Origin of the sequence: Geodermatophilus africanus, assembly GCF_900107105.1 — a bacterium.
Taxonomy (GTDB): Bacteria; Actinomycetota; Actinomycetes; order Mycobacteriales; family Geodermatophilaceae; genus Geodermatophilus; species Geodermatophilus africanus.
This window is the reverse complement of the sequence record NZ_FNOT01000023.1, coordinates 15,802-41,340: the sequence shown is the minus strand read 5'-3', so window position 1 is coordinate 41,340 and position 25,539 is coordinate 15,802. Positions and strand designations below refer to the sequence as shown.

Annotated in this window: 23 protein-coding genes; 12 read left to right on the top strand and 11 right to left on the bottom strand. The window is 70.3% G+C overall.

The features are described 5' to 3' along the window. Positions 1-293: 293 nt before the first annotated feature. Together BLW63_RS29110 and BLW63_RS23815 are read right to left on the bottom strand one after the other, a co-directional pair. The gene (locus tag BLW63_RS29110; RefSeq protein WP_091161877.1) at positions 294-575 is read right to left on the bottom strand and encodes a helix-turn-helix domain-containing protein; all 282 of its coding nucleotides are present in this window, start codon (positions 573-575) and stop codon (positions 294-296) included. A 305-nt stretch (positions 576-880) separates the two neighbouring features. Next, complete coding sequence (locus BLW63_RS23815) at positions 881-1,105, bottom strand: hypothetical protein (RefSeq protein WP_091161873.1); 225 nt, start codon at positions 1,103-1,105, stop codon at positions 881-883. 847 nt (positions 1,106-1,952) lie between these two features. On the opposite strand from BLW63_RS23815, the gene BLW63_RS23810 reads away from it, so the two are divergent. After that, positions 1,953-2,627: a GntR family transcriptional regulator gene (locus BLW63_RS23810; RefSeq protein WP_211517269.1), complete on the top strand. Its 675-nt coding sequence runs from the start codon at positions 1,953-1,955 to the stop codon at positions 2,625-2,627. A 124-nt stretch (positions 2,628-2,751) separates the two neighbouring features. On the opposite strand, the gene BLW63_RS23805 is transcribed toward BLW63_RS23810, so the two are convergent. The 8 genes from BLW63_RS23805 to BLW63_RS23770 all read right to left on the bottom strand — a co-directional run bounded on the left by BLW63_RS23805 (position 2,752) and on the right by BLW63_RS23770 (position 12,831). Beyond that, positions 2,752-5,085: a transketolase-like TK C-terminal-containing protein gene (locus BLW63_RS23805; protein WP_091161870.1), complete on the bottom strand. Its 2,334-nt coding sequence runs from the start codon at positions 5,083-5,085 to the stop codon at positions 2,752-2,754. A gap of 89 nt (positions 5,086-5,174) precedes the next feature. Continuing rightward, positions 5,175-6,017 carry a fumarylacetoacetate hydrolase family protein gene (locus BLW63_RS23800; RefSeq protein WP_170856947.1) on the bottom strand — a complete coding sequence of 281 codons (843 nt, stop codon included), beginning with the start codon at positions 6,015-6,017 and terminating at the stop codon, positions 5,175-5,177. Positions 6,018-6,104: 87 nt separating this feature from the next. Then, positions 6,105-6,968 carry an NmrA family NAD(P)-binding protein gene (locus BLW63_RS23795; RefSeq protein WP_091161860.1) on the bottom strand — a complete coding sequence of 288 codons (864 nt, stop codon included), beginning with the start codon at positions 6,966-6,968 and terminating at the stop codon, positions 6,105-6,107. Continuing rightward, on the bottom strand, positions 6,968-8,941 hold the full coding sequence (locus BLW63_RS23790; RefSeq protein WP_091161857.1) for an acetoacetate--CoA ligase: 1,974 nt from the start codon (positions 8,939-8,941) through the stop codon (positions 6,968-6,970). Before BLW63_RS23790 ends, BLW63_RS23795 begins: the two co-directional genes overlap by 1 nt. Before the next feature lie 220 nt (positions 8,942-9,161). Further along, on the bottom strand, positions 9,162-10,001 hold the full coding sequence (locus BLW63_RS23785) for a mycofactocin-coupled SDR family oxidoreductase (RefSeq protein WP_091161853.1): 840 nt from the start codon (positions 9,999-10,001) through the stop codon (positions 9,162-9,164). A gap of 51 nt (positions 10,002-10,052) precedes the next feature. Next, positions 10,053-10,430 (bottom strand): nuclear transport factor 2 family protein, encoded by a 378-nt coding sequence (locus BLW63_RS23780; protein ID WP_091161851.1) that lies wholly within the window; start codon positions 10,428-10,430, stop codon positions 10,053-10,055. Between the two features lie 73 nt (positions 10,431-10,503). Continuing rightward, positions 10,504-12,111: an FAD-dependent oxidoreductase gene (locus BLW63_RS23775; RefSeq protein ID WP_091161848.1), complete on the bottom strand. Its 1,608-nt coding sequence runs from the start codon at positions 12,109-12,111 to the stop codon at positions 10,504-10,506. A gap of 231 nt (positions 12,112-12,342) precedes the next feature. After that, positions 12,343-12,831, bottom strand: coding sequence for a nuclear transport factor 2 family protein (locus BLW63_RS23770; protein WP_091161845.1), 489 nt, complete (start codon positions 12,829-12,831; stop codon positions 12,343-12,345). Positions 12,832-13,260: 429 nt separating this feature from the next. Here BLW63_RS23770 and BLW63_RS23765 point away from each other — a divergent pair, with 429 nt between their 5' ends. The 8 genes from BLW63_RS23765 to BLW63_RS23730 all read left to right on the top strand — a co-directional run bounded on the left by BLW63_RS23765 (position 13,261) and on the right by BLW63_RS23730 (position 20,547). Further along, positions 13,261-14,988, top strand: coding sequence for an FAD-dependent monooxygenase (locus BLW63_RS23765; protein WP_211517268.1), 1,728 nt, complete (start codon positions 13,261-13,263; stop codon positions 14,986-14,988). 282 nt (positions 14,989-15,270) lie between these two features. Beyond that, complete coding sequence (locus tag BLW63_RS23760) at positions 15,271-15,657, top strand: nuclear transport factor 2 family protein (protein WP_211517267.1); 387 nt, start codon at positions 15,271-15,273, stop codon at positions 15,655-15,657. A gap of 97 nt (positions 15,658-15,754) precedes the next feature. Then, positions 15,755-16,294, top strand: coding sequence for a YceI family protein (locus tag BLW63_RS23755; RefSeq protein ID WP_091161840.1), 540 nt, complete (start codon positions 15,755-15,757; stop codon positions 16,292-16,294). A 173-nt stretch (positions 16,295-16,467) separates the two neighbouring features. Next, positions 16,468-17,349, top strand: a complete 882-nt coding sequence (locus BLW63_RS23750) for a mycofactocin-coupled SDR family oxidoreductase (protein ID WP_091161837.1) — start codon at positions 16,468-16,470, stop codon at positions 17,347-17,349. An 83-nt stretch (positions 17,350-17,432) separates the two neighbouring features. After that, positions 17,433-17,807 carry an EthD domain-containing protein gene (locus tag BLW63_RS23745; RefSeq protein WP_170856946.1) on the top strand — a complete coding sequence of 125 codons (375 nt, stop codon included), beginning with the start codon at positions 17,433-17,435 and terminating at the stop codon, positions 17,805-17,807. A 504-nt stretch (positions 17,808-18,311) separates the two neighbouring features. Continuing rightward, positions 18,312-18,545 carry a hypothetical protein gene (locus BLW63_RS28290; RefSeq protein ID WP_244522769.1) on the top strand — a complete coding sequence of 78 codons (234 nt, stop codon included), beginning with the start codon at positions 18,312-18,314 and terminating at the stop codon, positions 18,543-18,545. A 13-nt stretch (positions 18,546-18,558) separates the two neighbouring features. After that, positions 18,559-19,551 (top strand): AAA family ATPase, encoded by a 993-nt coding sequence (locus BLW63_RS23735; RefSeq protein WP_244522768.1) that lies wholly within the window; start codon positions 18,559-18,561, stop codon positions 19,549-19,551. A gap of 369 nt (positions 19,552-19,920) precedes the next feature. Further along, a complete protein-coding gene (locus BLW63_RS23730; RefSeq protein WP_244522767.1) occupies positions 19,921-20,547 on the top strand; it encodes a vWA domain-containing protein in 627 nt (208 codons plus the stop codon). Positions 20,548-20,598: 51 nt separating this feature from the next. On the opposite strand, the gene BLW63_RS29105 is transcribed toward BLW63_RS23730, so the two are convergent. Beyond that, positions 20,599-20,943, bottom strand: a complete 345-nt coding sequence (locus BLW63_RS29105) for a thiolase C-terminal domain-containing protein (protein WP_091161830.1) — start codon at positions 20,941-20,943, stop codon at positions 20,599-20,601. Positions 20,944-21,442: 499 nt separating this feature from the next. On the opposite strand from BLW63_RS29105, the gene BLW63_RS23720 reads away from it, so the two are divergent. The 3 genes from BLW63_RS23720 (at position 21,443) to BLW63_RS23705 (ending at position 25,201) form a co-directional block, all read left to right on the top strand. Further along, the gene (locus BLW63_RS23720; protein WP_091161827.1) at positions 21,443-23,206 is read left to right on the top strand and encodes an FAD-dependent monooxygenase; all 1,764 of its coding nucleotides are present in this window, start codon (positions 21,443-21,445) and stop codon (positions 23,204-23,206) included. A 158-nt stretch (positions 23,207-23,364) separates the two neighbouring features. After that, complete coding sequence (gene mftD, locus BLW63_RS23715) at positions 23,365-24,618, top strand: pre-mycofactocin synthase MftD (RefSeq protein WP_091161824.1); 1,254 nt, start codon at positions 23,365-23,367, stop codon at positions 24,616-24,618. 415 nt (positions 24,619-25,033) lie between these two features. Then, on the top strand, positions 25,034-25,201 hold the full coding sequence (locus BLW63_RS23705; RefSeq protein ID WP_280140572.1) for a transposase: 168 nt from the start codon (positions 25,034-25,036) through the stop codon (positions 25,199-25,201). The last annotated feature ends 338 nt before the right edge of the window (positions 25,202-25,539 follow it).

The window sequence follows — 25,539 nt, the reverse complement described above, 5'->3', positions numbered from 1 at the left end:
CGTCCTTTCCGTAGACCGTTCGCCGCTTCAAGGTGCCGTAGTCGTCCCGGTAGCTGAGTTCGGCCGACCACGTGCCGTCCTTGCGCCTGAAGATCGACCCCTCACCATTCGCGCGTCTTGCCACGTCGATCCCTCCGGCGATGTCAGGCCTGCCCGAGCCCCCGCTCCCTGCCGTCGACCTGCGGGTCGCGGCACCAGCCGGGCGACCCCACCACGGGGGCGCCTGGTGCGGACGCCTGTGCGACAAATCGGTGGATGGCCGCGGCGTTGTCCCCAGCCGCGATGCGGACCGGCTATCCGGCGTGCATGCGGCGTGGGGTGGCGTCGATCCGACGTCGCGGAGTCCGTGCAGGGTTGACCTCGTCCGTCGACGTCTCCAGGCAGCGGACGTAGCGCTCGAGCTCGGCGCGGGGGAGACGGCAGCTGCGGCCGATGTGCACTGGACGCAAGGCGCCGGCCCTCATGAGCGCGTAGACGGTCGTTCGACCGATGCGGAGGGCCGTCGCTGCTTCCTCCGGAGTGAACAGCAGAGGACTGCCGGCCAGCACATCCTGAAGGGGCTCCGGGTCGCCCATGTCGTGTCCTCCCCAGTTCTCCATTCAGCCCGCCGACGTCCGACAGCGGCCACGCGCGGACGGCGGCTCATGCCGTGCGTCCGTTGACGATGGGGGAGCGGCCTCGGGTGCTTCTCCAGTTGTTCTGCGACCAGCGAGGTCTTGTCGACGCGGCAAGACCCCCCGGGCTTCGAGGCGCCTCCAGTTCCCGGAGCCTCCTACTGCAGTAAAACTGGAGAACGTCGCTCAGGGCGAGACCAGGGGCGGTCTGGCGTACCGGCGCCTCCTGTGGGTCTCCAGTACGCCCATTGTCGCGGGAGCACTCGTCAGCGAGATGTGTTTCGGGGACCCCAGATCGCGCGGCGCTCGTCAGCGGCTCGGAGGCGGACGTAGGGCCGGCGGTTGTAGGCCTCGAGGACGGCGTCGAGTGCGACGGACAGACCGGAGAGGTCGCGGTCGTAGATCCGCCCGTCATCGAGTTGCTGAGCCAGCTCTTGCAGCGCCTGGGGCCAGTCCCGGCGGGTGAGCGGCTGCCGCGTCGAGACCTCCACGCGCCGCTCGACGACCTGGACTGCCGCACGGCCGGAGGCCGCGGCCCGTGACTGCTCCCAGGCGCGTTGCCGGCAAGCCGGCGAGCACCAGGTGGGGATGCGCCCACGGGCCTTCGGCTGAATCGGTCCGCCGCACCATCCGCAGGTCGTCGCCGCTCGGCGACGATCGGTCGGATTCGCCGCTGCGGAAGTCGCCTCAACGCTTCTTGCGCTGGTGCCGGCGCCGGCTGTGGTTCCGCGCTCCGGGGACGTCGCTGTTCGTGGCTCGTGATGGGTCTCCCGCTGTCCCCTCCGCTTCCTCGCCATGGCAGCCAGCGTATTCATCACGACGAAACTCGCAGCCGACGGTGCACGAGGTGTGATGGCTCGTGGCTCTTGTAAGGCTCCAGTGCAGCCGAAACGACGTGGCGGCCGTTCAGGTAGCTGAGAGGACGAAGGCGCTGTGCCGATCCAGTCAGTCAGAGACGTACCGAAGCATGGCGTGCCGCTGGCGACGGCGAGGATCTGCTGATCTGGCACCCCCGGGCGTCCAGCGTCTGTGGGTTGTCGACATTGATCTGGCGGCGACCGGCTCTTGTGGACGTTGATCGAGAGCCTGTGTGAGCTGGGCACTGGTGTCTCGATAACGACCCGCGGGGTGCCGCGATCGTCCGACGGAGACGTGGGGGGCGGAGGCCGATGCCGACGTGGTCCTCGACGCGGCGCAGTCATATGGAATGACTTCCCTACCGAGCGCGAGGAGCCAGCTATACTTTATAGCAAGTGACTTGTGATCGGAGGCGGCTTCGTGGCGTCAGCTCCTGGCTCGCCCCTCCGCCGGGTGGAGTCCCGGTCCGTCGTCGAGCAGGTGACTGCTGAGATCCGTCGGGCCATCATCTCGGGCTCCTTGGAGCCCGGGCAGGAATTCTCGCTGCGCGAGCTTGCCGGTCACCTGGGGGTGAGCTTCATCCCCGTGCGTGAGGCTCTGCGCAGTCTTGAGACCGAGGGCCTGGTGCTGGCCCGACCTGGACGCAGCGCCGCGGTCGCGCCGGTGCACCTGGACGACCTGCACGGGATCTACCGGCTGCGTCACCGCCTCGAGCCGGAAATGGCCAGTCGCTCCTGCCAGGTGATCGCCTCCGATGTCCTCGACGACCTGGAACGGGAGGCGGCCTCGTTCGGCCGGGAAGACTTGGGCGTTGACGAGATTTACGAGGCTCATCAGGCCTTCCATCTCGCGCTGCTCGCTCCGGTGGCGACCGAGTGGGACATCCGCACGCTGACCACGCTGTGGCGCGCCGCCGAGCGGTACATCCGGATCGGTTTCCGCGCATTGGATCCGCAGCCGCAGGAGCACCGTCGCCGGGAGCACGCCCACGAGGACCTCATCACGGCCTTCCGCACACGGGATCCGCAAGCGGTGGAGCAGGCGGTGAGCCAGCACCTCGAGCGAAACGAGGAGCTCGCCCGGTCTGCCCTGTCGCGTTACGAGACCGGGGGAGATGGCACGTCGTCGGAACCTGGCCGCACGGCGTCCGGCTGACCGCCGACGCGGATCGGCCGGCGAATCGTCGTCCGGGCCGGCTCTGGGGGATGGGTCTCAGCCGACGTCGGCTGGGACCCATCCCCCCTCCCGAGGTCCGGGCGCACCCGCCCGAGGTCGTCTCCTACGCGTCGGCCGCGTCGAGCGCCGCGGCGATGATGCTGTCGATGTCCAGGCCGTGGTAGCGGTAGGTGTCCGCCAGGTCGCCGGACTGCCCGAACCGGTCCACTCCCAGGTTGATCACGGGCGTGCCGTGGATGGCTGCGAGGAACGCCAAGGTGTGCGGGTGCCCGTCGAGCACGGTCACCAGCGGACGGGCTCGCGCGGCCGGGAAGACCTGGTCGAGGATCCAGCTCGGTCCCTCGTGGCGGCCCTGCCGGGCGCGCAAGGCCCGGTAGAGCAACCCCGGGCTGGTCACGCAGACGAGGTCGGCGCCGACGCCCTGAGCTTCCAGCCGGTCGACCGCAGCGGCTGCTTCGGGCGTCACGGCGCCCATGGCCGCAATCGTGACGCGTGGGTCCGCCGAGCGCCGCAGGGCGTACGCGCCCGCCACGACCTGGCGTCGGCGGCGCTCCCTGGCCGCGGCGTCGGTCGGGACGGCGGCCAGCGACTGGTCCACGGGGCGCGTGGACAGCCGTAGGTACGTGGAACTGCCGTCTTTTCGGCCCAGCCGCGAGAGCCCGTCGAGCAGGCACCACTCGGTGTCCAGGGCGAACGCCGGCTCGAAGGTCACACAACCGGGCTGCTCCAGCCCGATCGACGGCGTCGTGATCGATTGGTGCGCACCGCCCTCGGGCGCGAGGGTCACACCCGACGGTGTCCCGACGAGGATGGACTGGCCTCCGGCGTACATGCCGAAGGACCAGGGTTCCAGGGCCCGGGCGACGAAGGGGTCGTACAGGACACCGATCGGCAGCAGGGGTTCCCCCCACCGGCTCCAGGTGGCGCCCAGCTCGCCGAGGAGGCCGACGAGGTTGGTCTCGGCGATGCCGAGCTCGATGTGCTGTCCGCTCGGGCGCTCGCGCCAGTGCAGGATCGTCTCGGTGTCGTCGGCGAACCAGTTGGTGCGCTCCTGCGCCGACCAGACACCGATCTTGTTGACCCAGCCGCCGAGGTTCGTCGACGAGCTGACGTCGGGGCTGACGGTGACCACGCGCCGCGCGGCGTCGGGAGCGGCCCGGCTGAGGTCGAGCAGCGTGCGGCCGAGCGCCGCCTGGGTGGTCGCGGTCCCGGTCGGGGTGCGGCCGATGTCGGTGGGCACCGCGGGTGGCACCGCGGCCTCCACGTGGTCCCGGTGCAGTCGGCGAGCGGCCCGGGCGCACAGGTCTGCCTCGGGTGTGCCCTGCGGGAAGCGTGACCAGGGGCGCTCGAGGTCGGCACCGCATCGCTCCGCGAGCTGCCGCATCTGGTCCTCGTTGAGCAGCGCGGAGTGGTTCTGCGGGTGCCCTTCGGTCGCCAGCCGGTTGCCCTTGACCGTGTAGGCGAAGATCACCGTGGGCCGGGTGTCGTCGATCTGCGCGTAGGCGTCCAGCAGGGATCCCAGGTCGTGGCCGCCCAGGTTGCGGACGGCTGCGTGCAGGTGGGCGTCGTCCAGCCCGCTGATGAGGTCGGAGATGGCCGGTCGGTGCGGTCCGTCGCCGGGCAGACGTTCGCGCAGGTGGTCGGGGCTCAGGCGCAGCAGGCGCTGGTACTCCGGGTTGGTCATCTCGTCGATGCGGGTCCGTAGGGCATCCCCGCCGGGGCAGGTGAACAGCTCGCTGAGCACTCGTCCGTACTTGACGGTGATCACCTGCCAGCCGGCGGCGCGGAACATCCCCTCGAGCCGGGTGGCCGCGATGTTGGGCACGACGCGGTCCAGTGACTGCCGGTTGAGGTCCACGATCCAGACGATCTCGCCGAGCTCGGCGACGGCGGGGTCGAGGATGGCCTCCCAGACCGCTCCCTCGTCCAGCTCCGCGTCGCCGACGAGCGCGTACTGCCGGCCGGTGGTGCCGGCGCCGGACAGCCCGTTGGCGTGGCGGCGGGCGATCGCCCCCCAGATCGTGGCGGTCGCCCCGATGCCGACCGATCCGGTGGAGTAGTCGACCGGATCGGGGTCCTTGCTGCGGCTGGGGTAGCTCTGCAGACCTCCGAAGGAGCGCAGGGTGGTCAGGTACTCCTCGCCGAGCTCGCCGAGCAGGTAGTTGGTCGCGTGCAGCACGGGGGAGGCGTGTGGTTTGACCGACACGCGGTCGTCGCGGTTCAACTGCTGGAAGTACAGCGACGTCATGATCGAGGTCATGGAGGCGCTGGAGGCCTGGTGACCGCCGACCTTGAGCCCGGTCGGATTCGGCCTGACGCGGTTGGCGTGGTCGACGATGGCGGTGGCCAGCCACAGCACTCGCTGCTCCACGGCGGCGAGCGCCTCGAGGTCGACGGTGCGCTCGTCCACCGAGGGGGTCGCGGTCGAGGCGGTCATGTCTGGGCTCCTGGCGTGGTGACGGGTGGTCGAGCGGTCTCGCCGCGGACCGTGGTGGAAGGGAGGACGGGGGTCAGCCGAGGCCGAGATCACCGGGCGACGAAGGTGTGCCGCATCTCGCCGATGCCCTCGACAAAGGTCACGAGTTCCTCCCCGGGCGCGATGGTGCGGCGGGGGTCACGGACCCAGCCGATGCCGGAGGGGGTACCGGTGAAGATCAGGTCGCCCGGCAGGAGGGGGAGGATCCGGGAGAGGTGGGCGACCAACTGCGGGATGCTGAAGACGAAGTCCCGGGTGCGACCCTTCTGCATCTGCACGCCGGAGAGTTGGCAGCCCAGCGCGATGTCATCGGGGTCGGCGAACTCGTCGGGGGTCACGAGAGCGGGGCCGATGGGCGCGAATCCCTCGAAGGACTTGCCCAGGTTGTACTGCTGTGGCGGCGGTCCGCTCAGTTGCTCGGCGCGGTCGGAGAGGTCCTGGCCGGCGGTTAGGCCCGCGATGTGCGCCCAGGCGTCCGACTCCACGACGTTGCGGGCCCGTCGGCCGACGACCGCCACGAGTTCGACCTCGAAGTCGACGGTGTCCGAGGGCAGGACGATCTCGCCGTAGGGGCCGGTCACCGCGGCCGGGAACTTGGTGAACACCATCGGCCGGTCCGGTAGCCCCAGGCCGGCCTCGGTCGCGTGGTCGCGGTAGTTCAACCCGACCGCGAACACCTGCGCGGGGCGTGGGACCGGCGGCCCCACGGCGGCGTCGTCGAGGCTGCGGTCGGGGGCGCCGGAGAAGTCTCGTGCCCACTGGGCGAACTCGTCCCAGCGCTCGTACACCGACATGACGTCCGCGGGGAATGTTCCTCCGCTGGCCGTCTCGACATCGACTGCGCCGTCGCGGACTGCGAGGCTCAGTCGACCGTCCAGATTGAGGATTCGCACGACAGGTCCTTCCGTTTCGTGACAGGGGGCTGTGGTGGGGGTGCTGCGCGCCCGCGCCGGTTGCGGCAGAGGGGCGCTCCCAGCCGGTCAGCCGGTGAACAGGTGACGGTGGTCCCGGACGAAGTCGCGTACGGATCGGGGCTGGCGTCCGGTGACCTCTTCGACGTCCGTGGTGACGTACTCGGATGCGCCGGTGCGGAACATCCCGAGCATCTCGGTCAGGTGCCCGGCTTCCCAGTCGCTCAGCCCCCGCGCCCGGGCGGCGTCCCCGGCCTGTTCTGGCGTCACGTCCAGGACCTTGACATCGACACCGGTCTCCTCGCTGATGACCGCCGCGATCTCCGCGTAGGTCGGTGCAGCCGGGCCGGTGAGGACGTAGTGGCGACCGTCGTGCCGGGGATCGGTGAGCACGGCAGCGGCGGCGGCACCGACGTCGGCGCAGTCGACCAGGCTGATGCCCGCGGTGCCGAGGGGGTTGGCGATCAGTCCACGCTCACGCACCGTAGCGGCCATCGCGACGATCAACGTCTGCATGAACCCGTTCGGTCGGACGACCGCCCACGGCACGCCCGAGTCGGCCAGGTGCTTTTCGGCGTCGAAGTGCTGGCGGCAGGCGTCGGGGCCGTCGGGGCGGATGCCCGCACTCGTGCCGGACACCTTCACCACGCGGGTGCCGGCCCGGGTGGCCAGGTCGATCAGCGTGTTCTGCACCGCGGCCATGTCCGGCCCGTGCGGCGTGAGAAGGAGCATTGTGGCCGCCGCGGCCAGCTCGGCCTCGACGGTCGGGATGGCGGCGAAGTCCCCTTGCACCAGTTCGGCATCCGCAGGGAGGAGCGGGCGCGCCTTACCGGGGTCCCGGACCAGGGCACGAACCCGTTCGCCGCGGGCGACCAGCGAGGCGATGACGTGCGGACCGAGCTTTCCGGTGGCGCCGGTGACGAAGACCGTCATCACGCGTTCCCCCGGTTCGCGTGGCGCTCCTGACCGAGCCGGACGAAGAAGTCCAGGACGTCGGGGCGGTCGACGACGCCGGCGTTCACCGCACGGGCCGGAGGCACCCCCTGGAGGAGCCTCTTGACCGGCACTTCGAGGCGCTTGCCGGTCAGCGTGTGCGGAACGGCCGGCACCTCGATGATCTCGTCGGGCACGTGACGCGCGGAGCAGCTCCTCCGGATCGCGTCGTTGATCCGGCCGCGCAGAGCGTCGTCGAGCGCCACGCAGGCGGCAGGGACGACGAACAGGGGCATCCAGTACCCGCCGTCGGTGAGTTCGGCCCCGATGACCAGGCAGTCGGCCACCTCAGGCAGCCCCTCGACGGCCGTGTAGATGTCCGCGCTGCCCAGCCGGACCCCGTGCCGGTTGATCGTCGAGTCCGACCTGCCGTGCACGATGGCGGTGCCGCGGCCGGTGACGGTGAGCCAGTCCCCGTGCCGCCACACGCCGGGAAAGACGTCGAAATAGGTGTCCTGGTAGCGCCGGCCGTTCGGGTCGTTCCACAGCATGACCGGCATCGAGGGCATGGCCGCGGTGACGACGAGCTCGCCGACCTCGTCGATCACCGGCGTGCCGTCCTCGCGCCAGGCCTCGACGCGTGTTCCGAGAAGGCGGCACTGCATCTCCCCGGCATGTACCGGGGCCAGCGGGCTGCCACCCACGTACGGGGTGCAGACGTCGGTGCCACCGCTGGGCGCGTCCAGCCACACGTCCGGCTTGACGTGCTCGTACACCCAGTGCCACGCCGGGATCGGCAGGGGGGAACCCGAGGACATGACGCACCGCAGAGCGGAGAGATCGTGGTCGCGGCCGGGCTCGAGCCCGCCGCGCTGGGACGCGGTCAGGTAGCCGGCGCTCGTGCCGAAGTAGGTGGCGCGGGTCCGGGCGGCGAGGCGCCAGAGGGCGTCCTTGTCCGGCCACGTCGGGCTGCCGTCGTAGACGACCACGGTGGCGCCCAGCATCAGCGAGGACACGGTGACGTTCCAGACCATCCAGGCGGTGGAGCTGAACCAGAAAAGGCGATCGCCCGGACCCATGTCGTTGTGCAGGCCGAGCCACTTGAGGTGCTCCAGCACGATGCCGCCGTGCGAGTGGACGATGCCCTTCGGTAACCCGGTGGTCCCCGAGGAGTACAGGATCCACAGCGGATGGGCGAACGGCACCTCCTCCGTCACCAGGTCGGCGGGCGTGCCGACCACGTCGGCCCAGCTGAGCCAGCCCTTCGGCGGTGCGTCGCCCACCTGCACCACGTGCGTGACCGAAGGCAGCCGAGCGGCGATCGCCGCCGCCTGGTCGCTGCGGTCGGCGCGTCGGCCGGCGTAGGAGTAGCCGGCCGTCACCAGGAGAACCCGCGGCTCGATCTGGGCGAAGCGGTCCACGACCGCGTCGACGCCGTAGTCCGGCGCGCAACAGGACCAGACCGCGCCCACGGCCGCGGTCGCGAGCAGGGCCACAACCGCCTCCGCGCTGTTGGGCAGGTAAGCCGCAACACGGTCGCCAGGCCTGACGCCCCAGGAGCGCAGACGGGCGGCGACTGCCCCGACCTGGGCGCGCAACTCCGCCCACGGCATCTCGACCGGTGGCGTGTCCTCGTGGGCGATGACCAGGGCTGGACGGTCGCGAGATGCGCCGGCGAACACCTGGGCGGTGTAGTTCACGGAGAGTTCGGGGAACCAGCCCGCCCCCGAGAGCTCTGAGCTGTCCCGCACGGGGGTCCACGCGCCACCAGCACGGACCCCGAAGAACTCGCCGACCAGGGGCCAGAACCGCTCGGGGTGGTCCACCGACCAAGTCCACAGATCGTCGTAGCTTTCCAGCTGCAGACCTTCGGTCTCTCGGGTCGAGCGCCAGAATCGTGCCATCGCGCTGTCCCCGGCCCGACGAGGATCCGGTGACCACAGCGGGCCCGACTGGTGCTCCGGCGGATTCATCGCTCCTCCTCCGCGCGTCGGCGTCCGTCGGGCGCCGACGGCGTGCACAGGTTTCTCATAGTTGATGTCAGTCGCGTGGCTCAGGTTGGTGCTGGACGGCCATCGACGACGGCCGAAGTCGGCTGGAGTGCGCGAAGGCCGCGGGGTCGCGAACCCGCGCAAGGAGCGGCCACCGGGGTGTCCGGCAACCCCACGCGGGTTCGCGATCCAGTTCGGTGCCCTACTTGACGAGGAAGCCCGCATCCACCGGCATCACGATCCCGGTGATGAAGCGCGCTTCGTCAGACGCGAGGAACAACAGGGCATTGCTGATGTCGATCGGGTCCACCCATGGGATCGGGATGGCATTGACCGCCCGGTAGTTCGAGCCCTCGGCCTCGGCGTCCGCCCGCGTCGGACTCTCGAGGTGGGGCATGAACAGCTTCATCAGCTTGTCGTTGACGAGCATCGGCGTATCGACGTTGGTCGGGGCGATGGCGTTGACCCGCACGCTCTGCGGCCCCAGCTCGATTGCGAGTGTCTTCATCAGGCCGATGATCCCGTGCTTGGAGGCGTTGTAGTGACCGAGGTTCGGGACCACGTCGACGCCCGCTGCGGAGCTGGTGAATATGACGGATCCGCCGCGGCCACCCGCCAGGATGTGCGGGATGGCCTCGACTGCGGTGTGCCAGGCGCCCGTCAGGTTGACGTCGATGACGTCGTGCCACTCGGCGTTGCTGACCTCGAGGACGGGGTTGACGGAGGCGATGCCGGCGTTGGCCGAGACGATGTCGAGCCGGCCCAGCTCTTGCACGCCCTCGGCGATGGCGGCACCCAGCGCCTCCCGGTTGCGGACGTCCGCCTTCTTGGCGACGATCCGGCGGTCGAGCTTCTCGACCTGCTGCACCGTCTCGTTCAGCTCCTCTTCCGTGCCCATCGTGTGCAGCGCGGACGGGATGTGCTCGCAGATGTCGATCGCGATGATGTCGGCGCCCTCTTCGGCGAGCCTGATCGCGTGACTGCGTCCCTGGCCGCGGGCGGCCCCGGTGATCAGGGCGACCTTGCCCTCGACTCGTCCCATGAGTTCTCTCCTTCGGGGTGGGGGTGGGGGTGGGGGTGGGGGTGGTGGTGGTCAGCTCAGCCGGGTGGTGTCGACGTAGACCCGCCATCCGGTGATGCGGTCGGCGGAGAAGTCGAGGAACGAGCAGCCCTTCACCCTGACCTCGCGGTCGTCGGGGAAGACGTACGCGACGACGATCTCGACACCCACCCGCTCCTGTCCCGGGTCGACGGCGATGCCGGAGAGGTCGTGGGTGACCGATTTGAAGCTGCCCTTCCAAGCGCCGACGAAGTCGCTGATCTGCTGCACGCCGGTGACCGGGTCGACGTCGTTGAAGGCGAAGACGGCGTCGGGTGCGAGGTGGCGGTCGAACGCGTCGGGGTCGTTGGCGTCCAGGTCTGCGTAGAAGGCGCGGACGGCCGAGTCGAGGTTGGTGGTGGCCTGGGTCATTGATGACCCTCCTTCGTTGGGGTGGGTGGGCGGACAGGAACAGCGGACGTGCGAGGGGACGCGGGGGCGGCGGTCAGGCCGCGGCGACGGCGTGGCCGGCCAGGTAGGCGGCGCACTGGATGAAGCCGATGGTGTGTCCGCCCGCCCAGTAGGCCTCGCCCGACGGGGCGGCAGCGCAGTTCCCGACGGCGAGCAGGCCGGGGATGGGGCTGCCGTCGGGCCGCAGGACTCGGCCGTCGGGGTCGCAGCGCGGGCCGCCGGCGGTGTCGATGAGAGCCGGTCCCAGGATCGTGGCGTGGTACGGGCCGTCGGGTGCCAGGGGCGCCATCATGGGATTCGGTCCCTCGCCCACACCGAAGAAGGCACTGAGACCCTGCTCGATCGGAGTGGATCCACGGCCGAAGTCGTGATCGACGCCCTCGCGAGCCATCTCGTTCCAGCGGCCGATCGTGGCCTCGAGTGTCTCGGTGAACCTGGGATCCAGCTCGGCCTGACCCGTCATGGATCGCAGCCCTTCGAGTCGGGCGGCGATGCCCTTCTCGAGGTCCGGCAGGCTGTCCGCGCTGACCACCCAGTACGGGTCCACCCCGGGGGCTGGGATCGGATTGCCGAAGCCATCGCCGCCGAAGCGCATCGCCGCGTCGTCCCAGATCGCGATGAGTGGGTTGTTCGGGTAGGTCCCCCGCTGTCCGTCCCACTCGAAGAAGACCCGGGCGAAGTCGTGATAGGGCAGCTTCTCGCTGACCACCCGCCGCCCGAACCGGTTGACGATGATCATCGAGTCGCCGGGGATCATGAAGGACCCACGGACCCCGGCCGGGTCCTGCTGGAGCCGCTCCAGCACCATGGGTGCCCGCATGCCGAGGTTCAGGTTGACCAGGTCGGCGCCGGCGTCCCGCGCGATGGCCAGCAGGTCGCCAGTGTTGGTCCGTGCGGCGCAGCCGCCGACGTAGGACTGGTCGAGGTAACGCAGCCGCAGCTCAGGATCCTGGGTGAATCCCCCGGTCGCGAACACCACGCCGCGTCGCGTGCGGATGCGGCGTCGTGCGCCGCCCTGCTCGACGACCGCACCGACGACCGTCCCGTCCGCGTCCTGGACGACGTCGACGACCCGGGCCTCCACGGTGATCGGGACGCCGGCCCGGCGGCAGGCGTCGGCGAACTTGCCGACGAGGATTCGCCCGCCGATCGGCGCTCCCTGGCTCTCCGCCGGGAACAGGATCCGGCCGGTCGGGGCCGCGTCCTCGGGGATGTGGGCGTAGTAGTCGGGGAAGTCCGCGGCGTGGCCGAACTCGAGGACCCCGAGCCGCTCGTAGGTCTCGGCCGCCTCCGAGGCGTGGTCGTAGAAGGCGGCGATCCCGGCGTACTCCCATTCGGGCAGACCGAGGGTCGGGTGGGCCGGGTCGTACAGCCGTGGACGGGAGAGCTTGGCCATGTATCGGAGGGCGTCCGGGCGCGGATCCGTCCGCCCGGACTCGCGTAGGTACTTGTTGTTGGGGATCCACATGTAGGCCGCCGACTTGGCCGTCGTGCCGCCGATGGTCGCCGCCTTCTCGACCACGGCGACCTCGGCGCCGTTCGCGGCCGCGACAACGGCCGCTCCCAGCCCGCCGATCCCGCTTCCGGCGACCAGCACGTCGACTTCCTGGTCCCACTGTCCATCCATGCGATCGTTCGTCACGTCGGCTCCTGTCCGCTCGTGTGTTGACGCTGGTGCTGCGCTACGGGGCCCGCTCCGTGCACAGGCCGCGGCGCGGTGGTGTCCCTGGTGCGACTGGCCGAGCGCGCCTCCGGCGCCGGCGTGCGGACATGACGGCTCGCGGAGGGCCGTGGACCTCGGCAGCTGCCCGGTCAACCCGGCCCGTGCGGCTCGGGCATCGCCAGGTGGGACGGGAGGACGGCGGCAGAGCCCTCAGTCGAAGGTGACCGTGGGAGCGTCGGCCGGGATGTCGTCATCGATCGGACCGTCAGCCCGTCGCCACAGCTCGTAGCCGTTCTCGCGGATGATCCGGCCCTCGTCGTCGAGCTCGAAGATGTGGACGACCCGGAGGCTGACCGGGGTGCCGCTGGGCAGTGGGCAGCCGGGCACGTTGGTCTCGACGTCCCCGACGAGGGTCATGTCCGCGACCGTGTCGTCGACGACGTAGTTGTCGGCGGCGAAGCGCCGGATGGGGGTCATCGAGTGGATCTGGTAGCTCTGGAACATCTTCAGGTAGGCGGCTTTCACCGCCGCCTTGTCCCGCAGGAGGACCCCGCGAGCGGGCACCTCCCAGACGATGGAGTCGCCGTAGAGGTCGATCGCCTTGTCGATGTCCTCGGGGTTCTCGTTGTGGAAGTGGGCGTCCACGGCGGCGAGGTTGCGGGCGACGATCTGCTCGGGGGTAAGGGCTGTCGAGGTCACGGGGGCTCCTTCGGCTTGGTGGCGCCCATCACACTAGGGGGCTATATGTGATATCAGCAAGCCCCTCGGCGACCACGCCTCGCCGGGCGCCGGCCTCCTCGCCGGCGGTGGCCTGGGTTGCCTGTGCGCGGGTGGGCGGACTCGCCCCCACCGTGTTCCCCATGGCGCGGGGCCCAGCTCCTCTGCCGGCCTGTGAGGGAGTGAGCGGCTCGCGTCGCCGCCTCTGTCTGCCTGGCCGCTTCGTCAGGGGCGGGAGCGTGTTGCGATTCGGGCGCCCGGTCCGATGAGGCCGACCGTGAAGCGCCGTCTCTGGCGTGCAGCAAACATCGGTCCCGGCGTTGACTGATATCACATATAGCTCTAGCGTCTGCGAGTGAGCGGTGTCACACCGCTGCGGGCACGCGCCCAGGACCTCAGGAGAGGAACGGCATGAGCACAGATCCGCGAGCAGCGACCGGGATGGGTTCGGATGGCACGGACGCAGCCGATGTCGGCGTGCACCTCGATCCCTCCGTGCGACGTGAGGTGCTCATCTCCGGCGCAGGGCCGGTGGGCATGATCCTGGCCCTGGAGCTGAGCCTGCACGGCGTGCGCAGCACCCTCGTCGAGCAGGCGCCCCAGACGACCACCTTCCCGAAGATGGACCTCACCAACGCTCGGAGCATGGAGCTCCTGGACCGGCTGGGCCTGGCGGACGAGGTCCGTCGGGTCGGGGTAGCGCCCCAGCACTCCTTCGACGTGGTGTTCTGCACGTCGATGGCCGGCTACGAGGTCGGCCGGTGGCACTACCCAAGCGTCGACGAGATGCGGCAGTGGATCGAGGTGACGAACGACGGCACAGCGCCCGCGCAGCCGTGGCAGCGCGTCACCCAGATCGAGGTGGAGAAGCTGCTGATGAAGCGGTGCCTCGCCGACCCCAACATCGAGGTCCTGCGCCCGTGGAAGGTCACCTCGGTGGCGCAGGACGGCGACGGGGTGCGCGCGACGATCGTCTCTCCCGTCGGGGGCGCCGACCACGAGCTGACCGCCGACTATCTCGTCGGGTGTGACGGTGCCGGCTCCGTGGTGCGCCGCGCGATGGGCCTGACCATGGAAGGCGAGCGAGGCGTCATCACGTTCTGCCAGGTCCACTTCAAGTCCCGCGACCTGGCGACCCTGCATGCCCACGGCCAGTACTGGCACGCCTTCTTCGTCGGCGGCGGTGTCGGCGCCATCATCGCGCAGGACGAGGTCGACACCTGGACCTTGCAGACGAGCGCCATCACCGACGGCGTGGACACGGCCGACATCGACAAGCAGCAGCTTCTCGACAAGGTGTGCGGACGTCACCTCGAGATCGACGAGGTCCTGCAGAGCAGCGTGTGGAAGGCCAACGTCCTCGTGGCCGACCGGTACCGCGTCGGCCGCCTGTTCGTCGCCGGCGATGCCGCGCACGAAGTGATCCCCACCGGCGGGTACGGGCTCAACAGCGGTGTCGCCGACGCGGTGAACCTGGGCTGGAAGCTGGCGGCAGTGATCAAGGGTTACGGCGGCGACGAGCTCCTCGACAGCTACGACGCCGAACGTCGTCCGGTCGCCATCCTGGGTCGGGACTGGTCCTTTCGTCACCTGGGTATCCATGTCCAGGCGCAGGGTCTTGTGGACCCGGCGCTGGTGCACGCAGACGGCCCCGAGGCCGACGCCCACCGCGCCGAGCTCGCGGAGTACTTCAGCGCCAACACCGGAGAGCACGGGAGCTGGGGCGTGGAGATGGGGTATCGCTACGACGGCTCACCGGTCGTTGTGAGTGACGGCACGGAGGCGCCCGAGTTCGACGGCAGCGTGTACCTGCCCACGACCATTCCCGGGTCCCGTGCCCCGCACGTCCGCCTGGCCGACGGCAGCTCCCTGCTGGGCGCCTATCAGGACGGGTTCACGCTGGTGAGCTTCGCCGGCGCAGCGGCGGCCGCCGACATGGTCGCGGCTGCCGCAGCGGAGAACGTCCCGCTCGAGGTTCTCGCCGTGGACGACGTGAACGCGCGCCGGCTGTACGAGCGGGACCTCGTCCTCGTGCGTCCCGATGGTCACGTTGCCTGGCGCGGGGACGTGCTGCCCGACGACCCGCGTGCGCTTCTGCGGCGCGTGACTGGCCGGGTGTCCGTCTCCGCTGCTCTCTGAGGTCTTCACCGGTCGCGGGCCGGGCGCGTCTGTCGGCCCGCGACCGGTCCAGCGCCCCAGCCGTTCCCTGGCATGGCACGGGTGCGGGCGCGGGAGCCGGAGGAGGGCCTGTCCTCGGAGTGACGTCGCGGATGGTCGGGCCGAGCCCGCCCGGTCGCGTGCAGCCCCATGTCTCAACCCCTGACATGTCTACTCGCGCCCGGCGCGGCCACTACCCCGCACGTGATGTCGCGGTTGGCGGCGCGATCTCGTGCCTCACCCATTCCTCGACTGGAGGCCACTGTGACCACGACCGCACCCTCGTCGTCGGCCCTCGACACCAACCGAGCGCTACTGGCGGCTGCCGACACCGACATCGCTGCGTTCTTCGCCCTCTTCACCGACGACTGCCGGTTCCGCATGGCCAACAGCGAGGTCATCTGCGGGCGGGACGCCATTCAGGCCTGGGTTGCCCGGTATCTCGGATCGGTCGCCGGCATGCGACACGTGATCCTCGAGGAGTGGGCGGCGGACGACGTCGCCGCCGTCCGGGTCGAGGTCACGTACACCATGCAGAATGGCACCGAGTTCACGCTGCCTGCCGTGACCCGGACGCGCGTGCGCGACGGCAAGGTCGCCGAGTACCTCATCTTCATGGACCCGAGTCCGGTCCGAGCAGCATCGCGCTGAGGTCGACAGCGCCACTGCCATTCCGTCCCTCCGGCGTTCTTCCAGGCAGCCGGCCCTGCGCAACGCCGATGTGTCTCTTTCTTACAGGAGGCTGATCATGCTCAACCCCGACACCGCCGAGTCGACCGAGTCCGGGATTGCCACTACCCCTCCGGACGGGGTCTACGAGGTCGACCCCGAGGGCTCCCGGCTCCTGTTCCGAGCGAAGGCGTTCGCCCTGTCATGGGTCCGCGGGACCATTCCCGTTGCGGGCGGGACGATCCGCGTCGCCGACGGCCGGGCGAGCGGAGCCGGTGAGTTGACTGCCGACCGAATCACTACGGGTCTCGCGCCCCGCGACTGGCACCTGCGGTCATCGCACTATCTGCACACGGCGAAGCACCCCCGCATCCGGGTGTCGGTGGACAACGCCCCCGTCGGGGCCGCCTCAATTCCGTGCACGGCGGTCGTGCGTGGGGTCTCCTGTGTCACAGCGTTCGAGATTGGCGCCGTCGAGTACACCAGGGGCGTCCTGCGCGTGGACGGACGCCTCCTGCTCGACCGGACCCCCTTCCCGATGCTGTCTCCGATCGCGGGGGTGTCGCGCCTCGTTCACTTGGACCTCAGCATCCGAGCGACGAGGCAGCCCAATGGCTGACGCAACCACGGCGCTCATGCGTTCGACCGATAACGGTTACCAGGTCACGGGCGCCGACCATCTCAGCTGAGTCTGAATGGGTCCCGTGCCCATCGCCCGGCTCAGGGCCCCTCGGGGATCCGCGAGAACGCTGCGCCCCAGCACGAATCCGCACGAAGACACAGGAGGAAAGCATGACCGGACGTCTCGAAGGGACGGTCGCATTGATCACGGGCGGGGCCCGTGGCCAAGGGCGCGCGCACGCGATACGGATGGCGGAGGAAGGCGCCGACATCGTCGTCACCGACCTGTGTGAACAGTTGCCCTTCGTCCCGTACGCCATGGGCACGCGAGAAGAGCTCGACGAAACCCTCGCCGAGGTCGAGAAGCGAGACCGCCGGTGCCTCGCGATCACCGCGGATGCGAGGGACTCAGCGCAGATGCACGACGCCATCGCGCGGACGGTGAACGAATTCGGTCGTCTGGACACCCTCGTGGTCAATCACGGTATCGGTCTTCCCCATCCTGTCGAGGAGGAGGCGTCCGATGAGATCTTCGATGCCGTCGTCGAGACCAACCTGACCGCCGTCTGGCGTACGGTGCGCGCGGCCATCCCGCACATGAAGGAGCGAGGTGGCGCCATCATCGTCACCGCCTCTGCCGGCGGCCTGGTTCCCCTCTTGGGGCAGCCTGGTTACGTAGCGGCCAAGCATGGGCTCATCGGTCTGGTGAAGGCGTTGGCCGCAGAGCTCGCCCCGTACTGGATTCGTGTCAACGCCGTGTGCCCCACCTGCGTCGCCACACCGATGTTGCACAACCAGGCCATTCAGACGCTCTTCAGCGGCGGCAAGCCGGATGCCACGGTCGCCGACATCGTGTTCCCGGCGCAGGCCATGAACCTGTTGCCGGTGCCCTGGATCGAGCCCGAGGCAGTCTCGCACGCCATGGTGTACCTGGCATCGGACGAGGCCAAGTACGTCACCGGTATCGCACTGCCGATCGACGCCGGCATGTCGAATCAGCCTCCCGGGATCACTCCCTACATCGGGCAGCACCTCGCCGACGCGGCGTCATGACCCATCTCGGTGTGTTTCTCCGTAGTTGACAGACAGCGGCGCGAATGCGCCCGAACTGTGGATCCCCACGGAAAGGAATGGCAGTGCCGGTCAAGCTGATCTTCGTCGCCCGCCGACGCCCGGAACTCACCCCGGAGCAGTTCCAGGACTACTGGGTCAACCGTCACGCTCCACTGGTCAAGGAACTGCAGGACACCATTCGGATCAAGCAATACGTTCAGAGCTACAGGCTCGACACCCCGCTGAACGCTGACTTCTGCGCTGCCCGCGGGATCCCCTTCGAGGAGCCGCCGGGCGGGGTCGCCGAGGCTTGGTGGGACTCGTTGGAGGACGTGCGGGCCGGCTTCTCCGGACCGGACGGCGAGGAGGCTGCTCGACGCCTCATCGAGGACGAGGGCAAGTTCTGCGACTTCGCCACCTCACGAGCGTTCTGGACCGCCCAGCGCCAGATCATCTGATGCCGGTCAGCGGCGAGGCTCCCGTCCCGAAGGAGAGAGTGAGCAGCGTCCTCCGCAGGGCTCCACCGACCCGGCGGTGGTCCGGCGACACCGTCGACGCCGTCGTGGTCGGCACCAGCGTGGCCGAATACTCCGCGGTCATCGCCGCGCGTCAGCATGGCGCAGACGACCTCCCGCTCGAGAAGGCAAGCCGGAGCGGGGTGGACTGCGAAGAGACCGCGATGGCCGCGTCCTGGATCGGAGTGGCGCGGCCATTACGGGTCTCCATGGCGTGGGGAAGCGCGTCGCCTCCCCGTTCGGCAAGGCATACCCGGCCGCTGGAGCAACACCCGGTCGGCGACGTCTACGCCTGCCCGGTCGCCATCCACGAGAGCTTCCTCGCCGGCAACGTCCGTGATCAGGGCGGGCTTTCAGCGGGTATGGCAGACCAGCGAGCTGCGCAGCCCGCAGACCGGTGGCGCGTGCACGAAGTGCGCCCACTTCGACGCCTGCCGCGGCGGCTGCATGGCGGCCAAGTTCTTCACCGGCCTGCCGCTCGACGGGCCCGACCCCGAGTGCGTGCAGGGCTTCGGGGAGGCGGCGTTGGTCGCGCGGGACGGCTCGACGGTCATGCCCAATGGCCATCTCGACGACTCGCACAGCGGCCCGGTCCGGGGCCAGCTTACGCTGCTGGGGATGCTGGCCATCCCTGCCAAGATCTGCGACGAGCCCCCGCTCGCCGGCCTGAAACCGAGCTGACGAAGAGAGTGTCATGAGCGAGAACGAGGCATTCGGGGGCGATCCGGTCGCCGCAGGGAGCCGGGTGACCGGTCAGGACCGGGACACCGTCCGCGCCGTCCGGACGCGGGTGGCCCGCCACCTGGTGGGCCGCGAGCGGGAGCTCGACTTGCTGCTGGCCGCGGTCGCCGCCGGCCGGGACGTGCTGCTCGAGGGGCCGCCGGGGACGTCGAAGTCCACCCTGCTGCGCGCCATCACCGCTGAGTGGAACGTGCCGCTGGTCTTCGTCGAGGGCAACGCCGACCTCACGCCCACCCGGTTGGTCGGGCACCACGACCCGGCGCGGGTGTTGCGCGAGGACTACACCCCGGAGAACTTCGTGCCCGGCCCGCTGGTCGAGGCCATGCGGTCCGGCGGCTTCCTCTATGTCGAGGAGTTCAACCGCGCGCCGGAGGACACGCTCAACACCCTGCTCACCGCGATGGCCGAGCGGCGGATCACAGTGCCCCGGGTGGGCACCGTCGAGGCGGCATCGAGCTTTCGGATCGTGGCGTCGATGAACCCGTACGACAACATCGGAACCACTCGGCTGTCGACCTCGGTGCACGACCGGCTGTGCCGGCTGGCGATCGGCTACCAGGACGCCGATGCCGAGCGGGGCATCGTCGGCCGGCGGACCGGGGTGGAGTCGCCGCGGGTGATCGCCGACGCGGTGGCGATCACCCGGGCGACCCGCGAGTGCGACGATGTCCGGCAGGGTAGCAGCGTCCGCGGCGCGATCGACGTGGCCCTCGTCGCCGCCCAGCTCGCCGCGATGCGCGGCGTCCGGCTGCCGGACGAGCCGTCGGTGGCGCCGCCGCGTGGGTTGCCCGCGGAGTACACCGAGGTGGTGCTGGACGCCGTCTTGCTGGCGCTGTCCGGGCGGATCTTCCTGGTCGAGACGCTGGAGTCGACGCCCGAGGCGGTCCTCCGGGGGATCTGGCAGGACCACTTCCTGCTCCAGCCGTCGGCGGCCGAGCCCGGTTGAAGGGCGGTCGAGGCCGACTCGCCCGTCACCCGGCGCTCCCGGTCCGGGACGTCGCCGCGGGGGCTGCGGCCCCTGCGGCGCAAGCCCAAGCAGCTCACCGAGCAGCCGTCGCTGTACCAGCCGAGCAGCGGCGGGAACGGGCTGGCGCTGGCGTCGGGGGACCGGCGGCGCGGCCCGGGAGGCCCGTCTCGGCCGGGCGGGACGGCCGCGGGGACGACCGAGGAGCCGGCCGACCTGATCCTGCTGGCCGACCTTGCGCGCGAGAGCGCAGCCGACGCCGAGACCCGCCGGCGGGCCCGGCAGATCGCCCGTCGGCTCTCGGTACCGCGGCCGCCGTGGGACCGGCGCGCGCGGCGGGGTGTGGGGGAGTTGGCCAGCCGGTCGTGGACGGGGGGCTCGGACGAGCTGGACCTGGAGCGCACCCTCGAAGTGATCGGCGGTGAGCCGTTCCCGGAGGGGGACGACCTGATCGTCCGTGAGCGGGTCCGGCAGGCCCGGGCCGTGGTGCTCGTCGTCGACCTCTCGGGGTCGATGAAGGGCGAGCGCGTGCGCACGGCGGCTGCCGCGGTTGGCGCGCTCGCCGGGGAGCTCGCCCGTGACCGGCTCGCCGTCGTGGCCTTCTGGTCGGACGCGGCGGTGCTGGTCCGGTTGGGAGAGCCGGCGGAGCCGCTCGCCATCCTCGACCTGCTGCTGAGGGTTCCGGCCCAGGGGCTGACCAACGTCGGCTTCGCCCTCGAGGTCGCCGCTCGGCAGCTGGCCGGGGTCCAGCCCCGGGACGCGCGGGTGCTGCTGCTCTCGGACTGCGTGCACAACGCCGGCCCTGACCCGCGGCTGACCGCGGCCCGGCTCCCGCGCCTGGACGTGCTGCTCGACACCTCCGGCGAGCAGGACGTCGAGCTGGCCCGGGACCTCGCCCGGCTCAGCCACGGCCGGGTCCGGCCGGTCCGGGACCACCGCGATGTCGCCGTAGCGCTCAGGGGACTCTTCGTCGACTGACAGACGGAGGCCTGGCGCAGGGTCCTGGCGGCCGGCCGGTCTTCGAGCCGTTCAAGCGGCGGGGCACGATCGCGGCGATGTAGACACATCGGGTCGAGCCTGCCGGGTACCCGTGTTCTCACATGTCAGATGCGGCTGGCGCTCACCGGCTTCGCCACGCATCGGGTGGACCAACTCGCTGAGCAGTGCCAGGGCGGTGGCGCCGAGAGCGTGGCCGCGGGACAGTAGCCCACCGTCACTGTTGACCGGCCTGTCACCCCTCGGGCCCGTCCGTCGGTCGAGTGCAGCGGCGATGGCTTCGCCTCTGGCGGCGATGCCAACCTGCTCGTACTGCACCAGCTCGGCGAAAGCGCTGGCGTCGTGGAGCTGGAAGACGTCGATGTCGTGGAGGGACAGCCCCGGTGGCGGCGTGGGCCGCCTGGGCCGCCCGCTCGACGACGGATCCTGCCGGCCCCTGGCTCACTGACCGGAGCGGGGACGGCGAGATCGCCGCGGATCGCCTCAGGACGGGTCTCGTCCCCCGCGACTGGCACCTGCGCTCCTCGCACTACCTGCACATCACCGAGCACCGCGGATTCGCGCGTCAGTGGCCTCCAACTTCGTCGGCGGTCCGTTCGAGTGCACTCTGGCCATGCGAGGCGTGGCACGCTCGATGCCGTTGGACGGCCGCGCCGTCGAGGCCGAGCCACGATTCGCGCGGAGGAGCACCTCCTGCTCGAGCGACTGCCGTTCCGATGTTGCCAGTCCTGCCAATAGACCTGTCTTCGCGCCGGGACTTCTTGTTATATCAGATAGCGATCCCTATGGTCTGGGTCACACCACAGCCACATGGCCGCGACATCTCCAACAGACGACGCGTGACGGCTCGTCGGCCCATGGACGAAGGGATCACTCGATGACCGACCTGCAGGTCCCAGTGCTCGTCGTCGGCGGGGGAGGCTGCGGTCTCTCCTCCTCGATCTTCCTGTCCAACCTCGGCGTGGACCACCTGCTCGTCGAGCGGCACGAATCGACGTCCCACCTGCCGAAGGCCCACTACCTCAACCAGCGCACCATGGAGGTCTTCCGCCAGCACGGTGTGGCGGACGCGGTCTACGCAGTCGGCACGCCGTTGGCGAACTTCGGCAGGGTCCGCTGGCGGACGTCCCTGGGCGGCGACGGCACGCTGGACGCGCGCACCTTCTTCGAGATGGACGGATTCGGCGGCGGCGCCCTGTATGACGTCTACGCCAAGGACAGCCCCTGCCTGTCGAGCAACCTGCCCCAACTCCGGCTCGAGCCCCTCCTGCGCCGGCAGGCCGAGCAGCACACGGCCGGCCAGCTCCGGTTCGGCCACGAGCTGGTCGACCTCGTCCAGGACGCCGACGGGGTCACCGCGACAGTGAGGGATCGGACCGCCGACACCACCTACGAGGTCCGGGCCCAGTACGTGATCGCCGCCGACGGCGGGAAGACGATCGGCGAGAAGCTCGGTGTCACGATGCAGGGCCCCAGCGGGCTGCTCGACATGGTGAGCGTGCACTTCACAGCAGACCTGTCCGAGTACGTCGACGAATCCTGCCTGATCACCTGGTTCTTCAACCCGGACGGCGCGGGTTCGTGGGGCAGCGGCGCGATGGTCCCCATGGGCCCGACCTGGGGGAAGCACTCAGAGGAGTGGGTCGTCCACTTCACCTTCGGCCCGGACGACCCGGATCGATTCGACGAGGCGGCCATCGTCCCGCGGCTTAAGGCCCTGCTCAAGCTGCCGGATCTCGACGTGCACGTGCACAAGGTCAGCCACTGGATCCTGGAGGGCGTCCTCGCCGACCGCTACCAGGTCGGACGGGTCTTCCTGGCCGGCGACGCCGCTCACCGGCACCCGCCGACCACCGGTCTGGGGTTGAACACCGCTATCCAGGACGCGCACAACTTGGCCTGGAAGCTCGCTGCCGTGCTCGGTGGCCAGGCCGGTCCGGCCCTGCTCGACACCTACGAGCCGGAGCGACAGGCGATCGGGATGCGGAACGTCGACTGGGCGATGTTCACGTTCCTCAACCACCTGGTCATCGACGCCGGCATCGGCCTGCTGCCAGGTCAGCCGCCGGAGGCGAACCGGGCCGCATTCGAGGCGTTCTTCGCCGACACCCCGATGGGCGAAACCCGTCGCGCCCGGGCCGCGGAGGTCATCGCCACGCAACGCACCGAGTTCCAGGCCCACGACCTGGAGATCGGGTTCTCCTACGCGGCCGGCGCCCTGGTGCCGGATGGCACCAGCCCGCCCCCTGCCGATCCGATGGGCGGCGTCTACCGACCGACGACCCGGCCGGGCCACCGCCTGCCGCACGCCTGGCTCATCGGCGGGGACCAGCGCCTGAGCACCCATGACCTCGTCGAGCGCAACGGTTTCGTCGTGCTGACGGGCAGCACGGGCGCGGCATGGGCGGGCGCCGTGGCCACGGTCGCGGAGAAGTTCGGCGTCCGCATTCGAGTGGTCGCGGTCGGCGGTGCCGCCGACATGGCCGATGAGGACGGCACCTGGGGCACAGTCCGCGAGATCGGGGAGAGCGGCGCGATCCTCGTCCGCCCCGACAACCACGTCGCCTACCGCGCGATGGGAGAAGTCCCGGACGCCACCGACGCGCTCACCCAGGCGATGGGAGCGGTGCTGGGCCGCTGACCGGGGCCCGGCCTCCGAACTCCAATCATGTCGTCGCCGCCCTGTGGAGATCGAGCCGGCGACGAGCACCCGGCGGCACCCCCGGTGTCGGCGTGTGCCGAGTACCCGCTGGCCGGCTTCACCCCGACCCCCTGACCGAGACGAAGAGGCACCTCTCGATGACTAAGCCCACCTGGCTGGCCAATCCCTGGAAGCAGAACCCGTGGTTCGAGTCGGTGGCCGTGGCCCAGCGGCGGGCCCGCACGCGGCTGCCGGCGCCGGTGTACGCGGCGCTGCTGGCCGGGTCCGAACGCGGCCAGACGGTGGCCGAGAACGAACTGGCGTTCCGCGAGCTCGGCCTGGCCCCGCACGTGGCCGGCAACCCGCCGGTCCGGGAGCTGGCCACCACTCTCATGGGCCAGGAGATCGCGCTGCCGGTGGTGATCTCCCCGACCGGGGTGCAGGCCGTCCATCCGCAGGGGGAGGTGGCGGTGGCCCGCGCCGCGGCCGCCCGGGGAACGCTGATGGGGCTGAGCAACTTCGCCTCCAAGCCGGTCGAGGAGGTCGTCGCGGCGAACCCGCGCACGCTGTTCCAGATGTACTGGACCGGCGACCGGGACGTGATGGTTGAGCGCATGGAGCGCGCCCGGGCGGCCGGCGCCATCGGGCTCATCGCCACGCTGGACTGGTCCTTCTCGATCGGCCGGGACTGGGGCAGCCCCGAGATCCCGGAGAAGGTGGATCTGCGCACCATGCTGCGGATGGCGCCGGAGGTCGCGCGCAAGCCGCGTTGGCTGGCGACCTTCGCCCGCAGCGGGCGCCTGCCCGACCTGACCGCGCCCAACCTCGCTCGCCCGGGCCAGCCCGCGCCGGGGTTCTTCGGCGCCTACTACGAGTGGATGAACACGCCACCGCCCACCTGGGACGACGTGGCATGGATGCGCCAGCAGTGGGGTGGCCCGTTCATGCTCAAGGGTGTGTGCCGCGTCGACGACGCCCGGCGGGCCGTCGACGCCGGCGTGACTGCGATCTCGGTGTCCAACCACGGTGGCAACAACCTCGACGGCACCCCGGCGGCCATCCGCATGCTCAAGCCGGTCGTCGACGCCGTGGGTGAGCAGGTCGAGGTGGTCATGGACGGTGGCATCCGCCGCGGCTCGGACGTGGTCAAGGCGCTGTGCCTGGGCGCTCGGGCAGTGCTCATCGGGCGGGCGTACCTGTGGGGCCTGGCCGCCAACGGGCAGGCCGGGGTGGAGAACGTGCTGGACATCATGCGCATGGGCATCGACTCAGCGCTGCTGGGCATGGGAGTCGCCTCCGTGCGCGACCTGCGACCGGAGCACCTCCTCGTGCCGGACGACTTTCATCGGGTGCTGGGTGCCGGCCGCGAGATCTCGCCCGGGGCGCCGTCGTCGCTCGCCGCCGGCTCCTGACTGTCGACCTTCCTCGCGGACGCGGTGTCGAGGGCACGCTCACCGGCTTCACCCAGACCGAGCAGGTCAACGTGCGCCTCGGCCACGGCGCCACCCCGGCCCCCCGGACGGGCACCGACGCACATCGTCATCGAAATGGGGTTGATGAGAGGGAGATCCCATGGATCGGATGAGGACAAGGTCGTCATCGTCACCGGCGGCGCGCGAGGTTTCGGGCGGTGCCGCATGTGCTGCACCGGCCTCGGAAGGGGCAGCCGACGTCGTCGCCGACATCCTCGAGGACGCCGGGCAACAGACGGTCGCGGAGATCGAACGCTCCGGCGGCAGAGCGCGCTTCGCCCGACCCGCCTTCACGGTCATCGAGTTGAGCATCGCTGCGACCAGGCAGCGGTGAGCGCCCGAGGCGGCCGCGGCGATCCGGAGCCGCCGGCCCCGCGCCGCGATCCCCGACGGCATGCGCCATCGGCCGAAGTGGACGCTGGCCCTGGACATGCTCGCCGAGCTGACCGATTCGACGCTGACCCCGCCGGTGATGGCCGCCGACGCCGGCTACGGCAACCTGGAAAGGGTTCACTACGGTTGACCTATTCCGTGCACGTCGAAGTCAGCGCCCCTGAATCTCGGCTACCACCAGCTTGACGACCATGCCGTCAAAGCTGGTGAGAAACCTCAGTGACCCGCCGAGGGGCCGGTGTTCACCACCGGGGTCGCGCAGGCGGGGTCCCGGTTCCGGCGTCGGCGCACCCGGCGTCGGCTGAAGGCGGTCAGGGCATGTTGGTGGCTCTCGGGTGCGGGTGGCCGTGGCGAGCCACTGAGCCCGCTGGCGCGCCGGCGTCGACGGGGCCCGGCGATGACGCCGCCTCATATGTGGCGGTGACGGATCGGTGACACGGACGTCCCACCATGGACCGCGTCCACGGG

What these genes read in the sequence shown, in the direction of transcription:
- BLW63_RS29110 (WP_091161877.1), bottom strand. Translation starts at nt 575, where the DNA reads ATGGGCGACCCGGAGCCCCTTCAGGATGTGCTGGCCGGCAGTCCTCTG.
- BLW63_RS23805 (WP_091161870.1), bottom strand. Translation starts at nt 5,085, where the DNA reads ATGACCGCCTCGACCGCGACCCCCTCGGTGGACGAGCGCACCGTCGAC.
- BLW63_RS23795 (WP_091161860.1), bottom strand. Translation starts at nt 6,968, where the DNA reads ATGACGGTCTTCGTCACCGGCGCCACCGGAAAGCTCGGTCCGCACGTC.
- BLW63_RS23790 (WP_091161857.1), bottom strand. Translation starts at nt 8,941, where the DNA reads ATGAATCCGCCGGAGCACCAGTCGGGCCCGCTGTGGTCACCGGATCCT.
- BLW63_RS23785 (WP_091161853.1), bottom strand. Translation starts at nt 10,001, where the DNA reads ATGGGACGAGTCGAGGGCAAGGTCGCCCTGATCACCGGGGCCGCCCGC.
- BLW63_RS23780 (WP_091161851.1), bottom strand. Translation starts at nt 10,430, where the DNA reads ATGACCCAGGCCACCACCAACCTCGACTCGGCCGTCCGCGCCTTCTAC.
- BLW63_RS23765 (WP_211517268.1), top strand. Translation starts at nt 13,261, where the DNA reads ATGAGCACAGATCCGCGAGCAGCGACCGGGATGGGTTCGGATGGCACG.
- BLW63_RS23755 (WP_091161840.1), top strand. Translation starts at nt 15,755, where the DNA reads ATGCTCAACCCCGACACCGCCGAGTCGACCGAGTCCGGGATTGCCACT.
- BLW63_RS23750 (WP_091161837.1), top strand. Translation starts at nt 16,468, where the DNA reads ATGACCGGACGTCTCGAAGGGACGGTCGCATTGATCACGGGCGGGGCC.
- BLW63_RS28290 (WP_244522769.1), top strand. Translation starts at nt 18,312, where the DNA reads ATGGCGGCCAAGTTCTTCACCGGCCTGCCGCTCGACGGGCCCGACCCC.
- BLW63_RS23735 (WP_244522768.1), top strand. Translation starts at nt 18,559, where the DNA reads ATGAGCGAGAACGAGGCATTCGGGGGCGATCCGGTCGCCGCAGGGAGC.
- BLW63_RS23720 (WP_091161827.1), top strand. Translation starts at nt 21,443, where the DNA reads ATGACCGACCTGCAGGTCCCAGTGCTCGTCGTCGGCGGGGGAGGCTGC.
- mftD (WP_091161824.1), top strand. Translation starts at nt 23,365, where the DNA reads ATGACTAAGCCCACCTGGCTGGCCAATCCCTGGAAGCAGAACCCGTGG.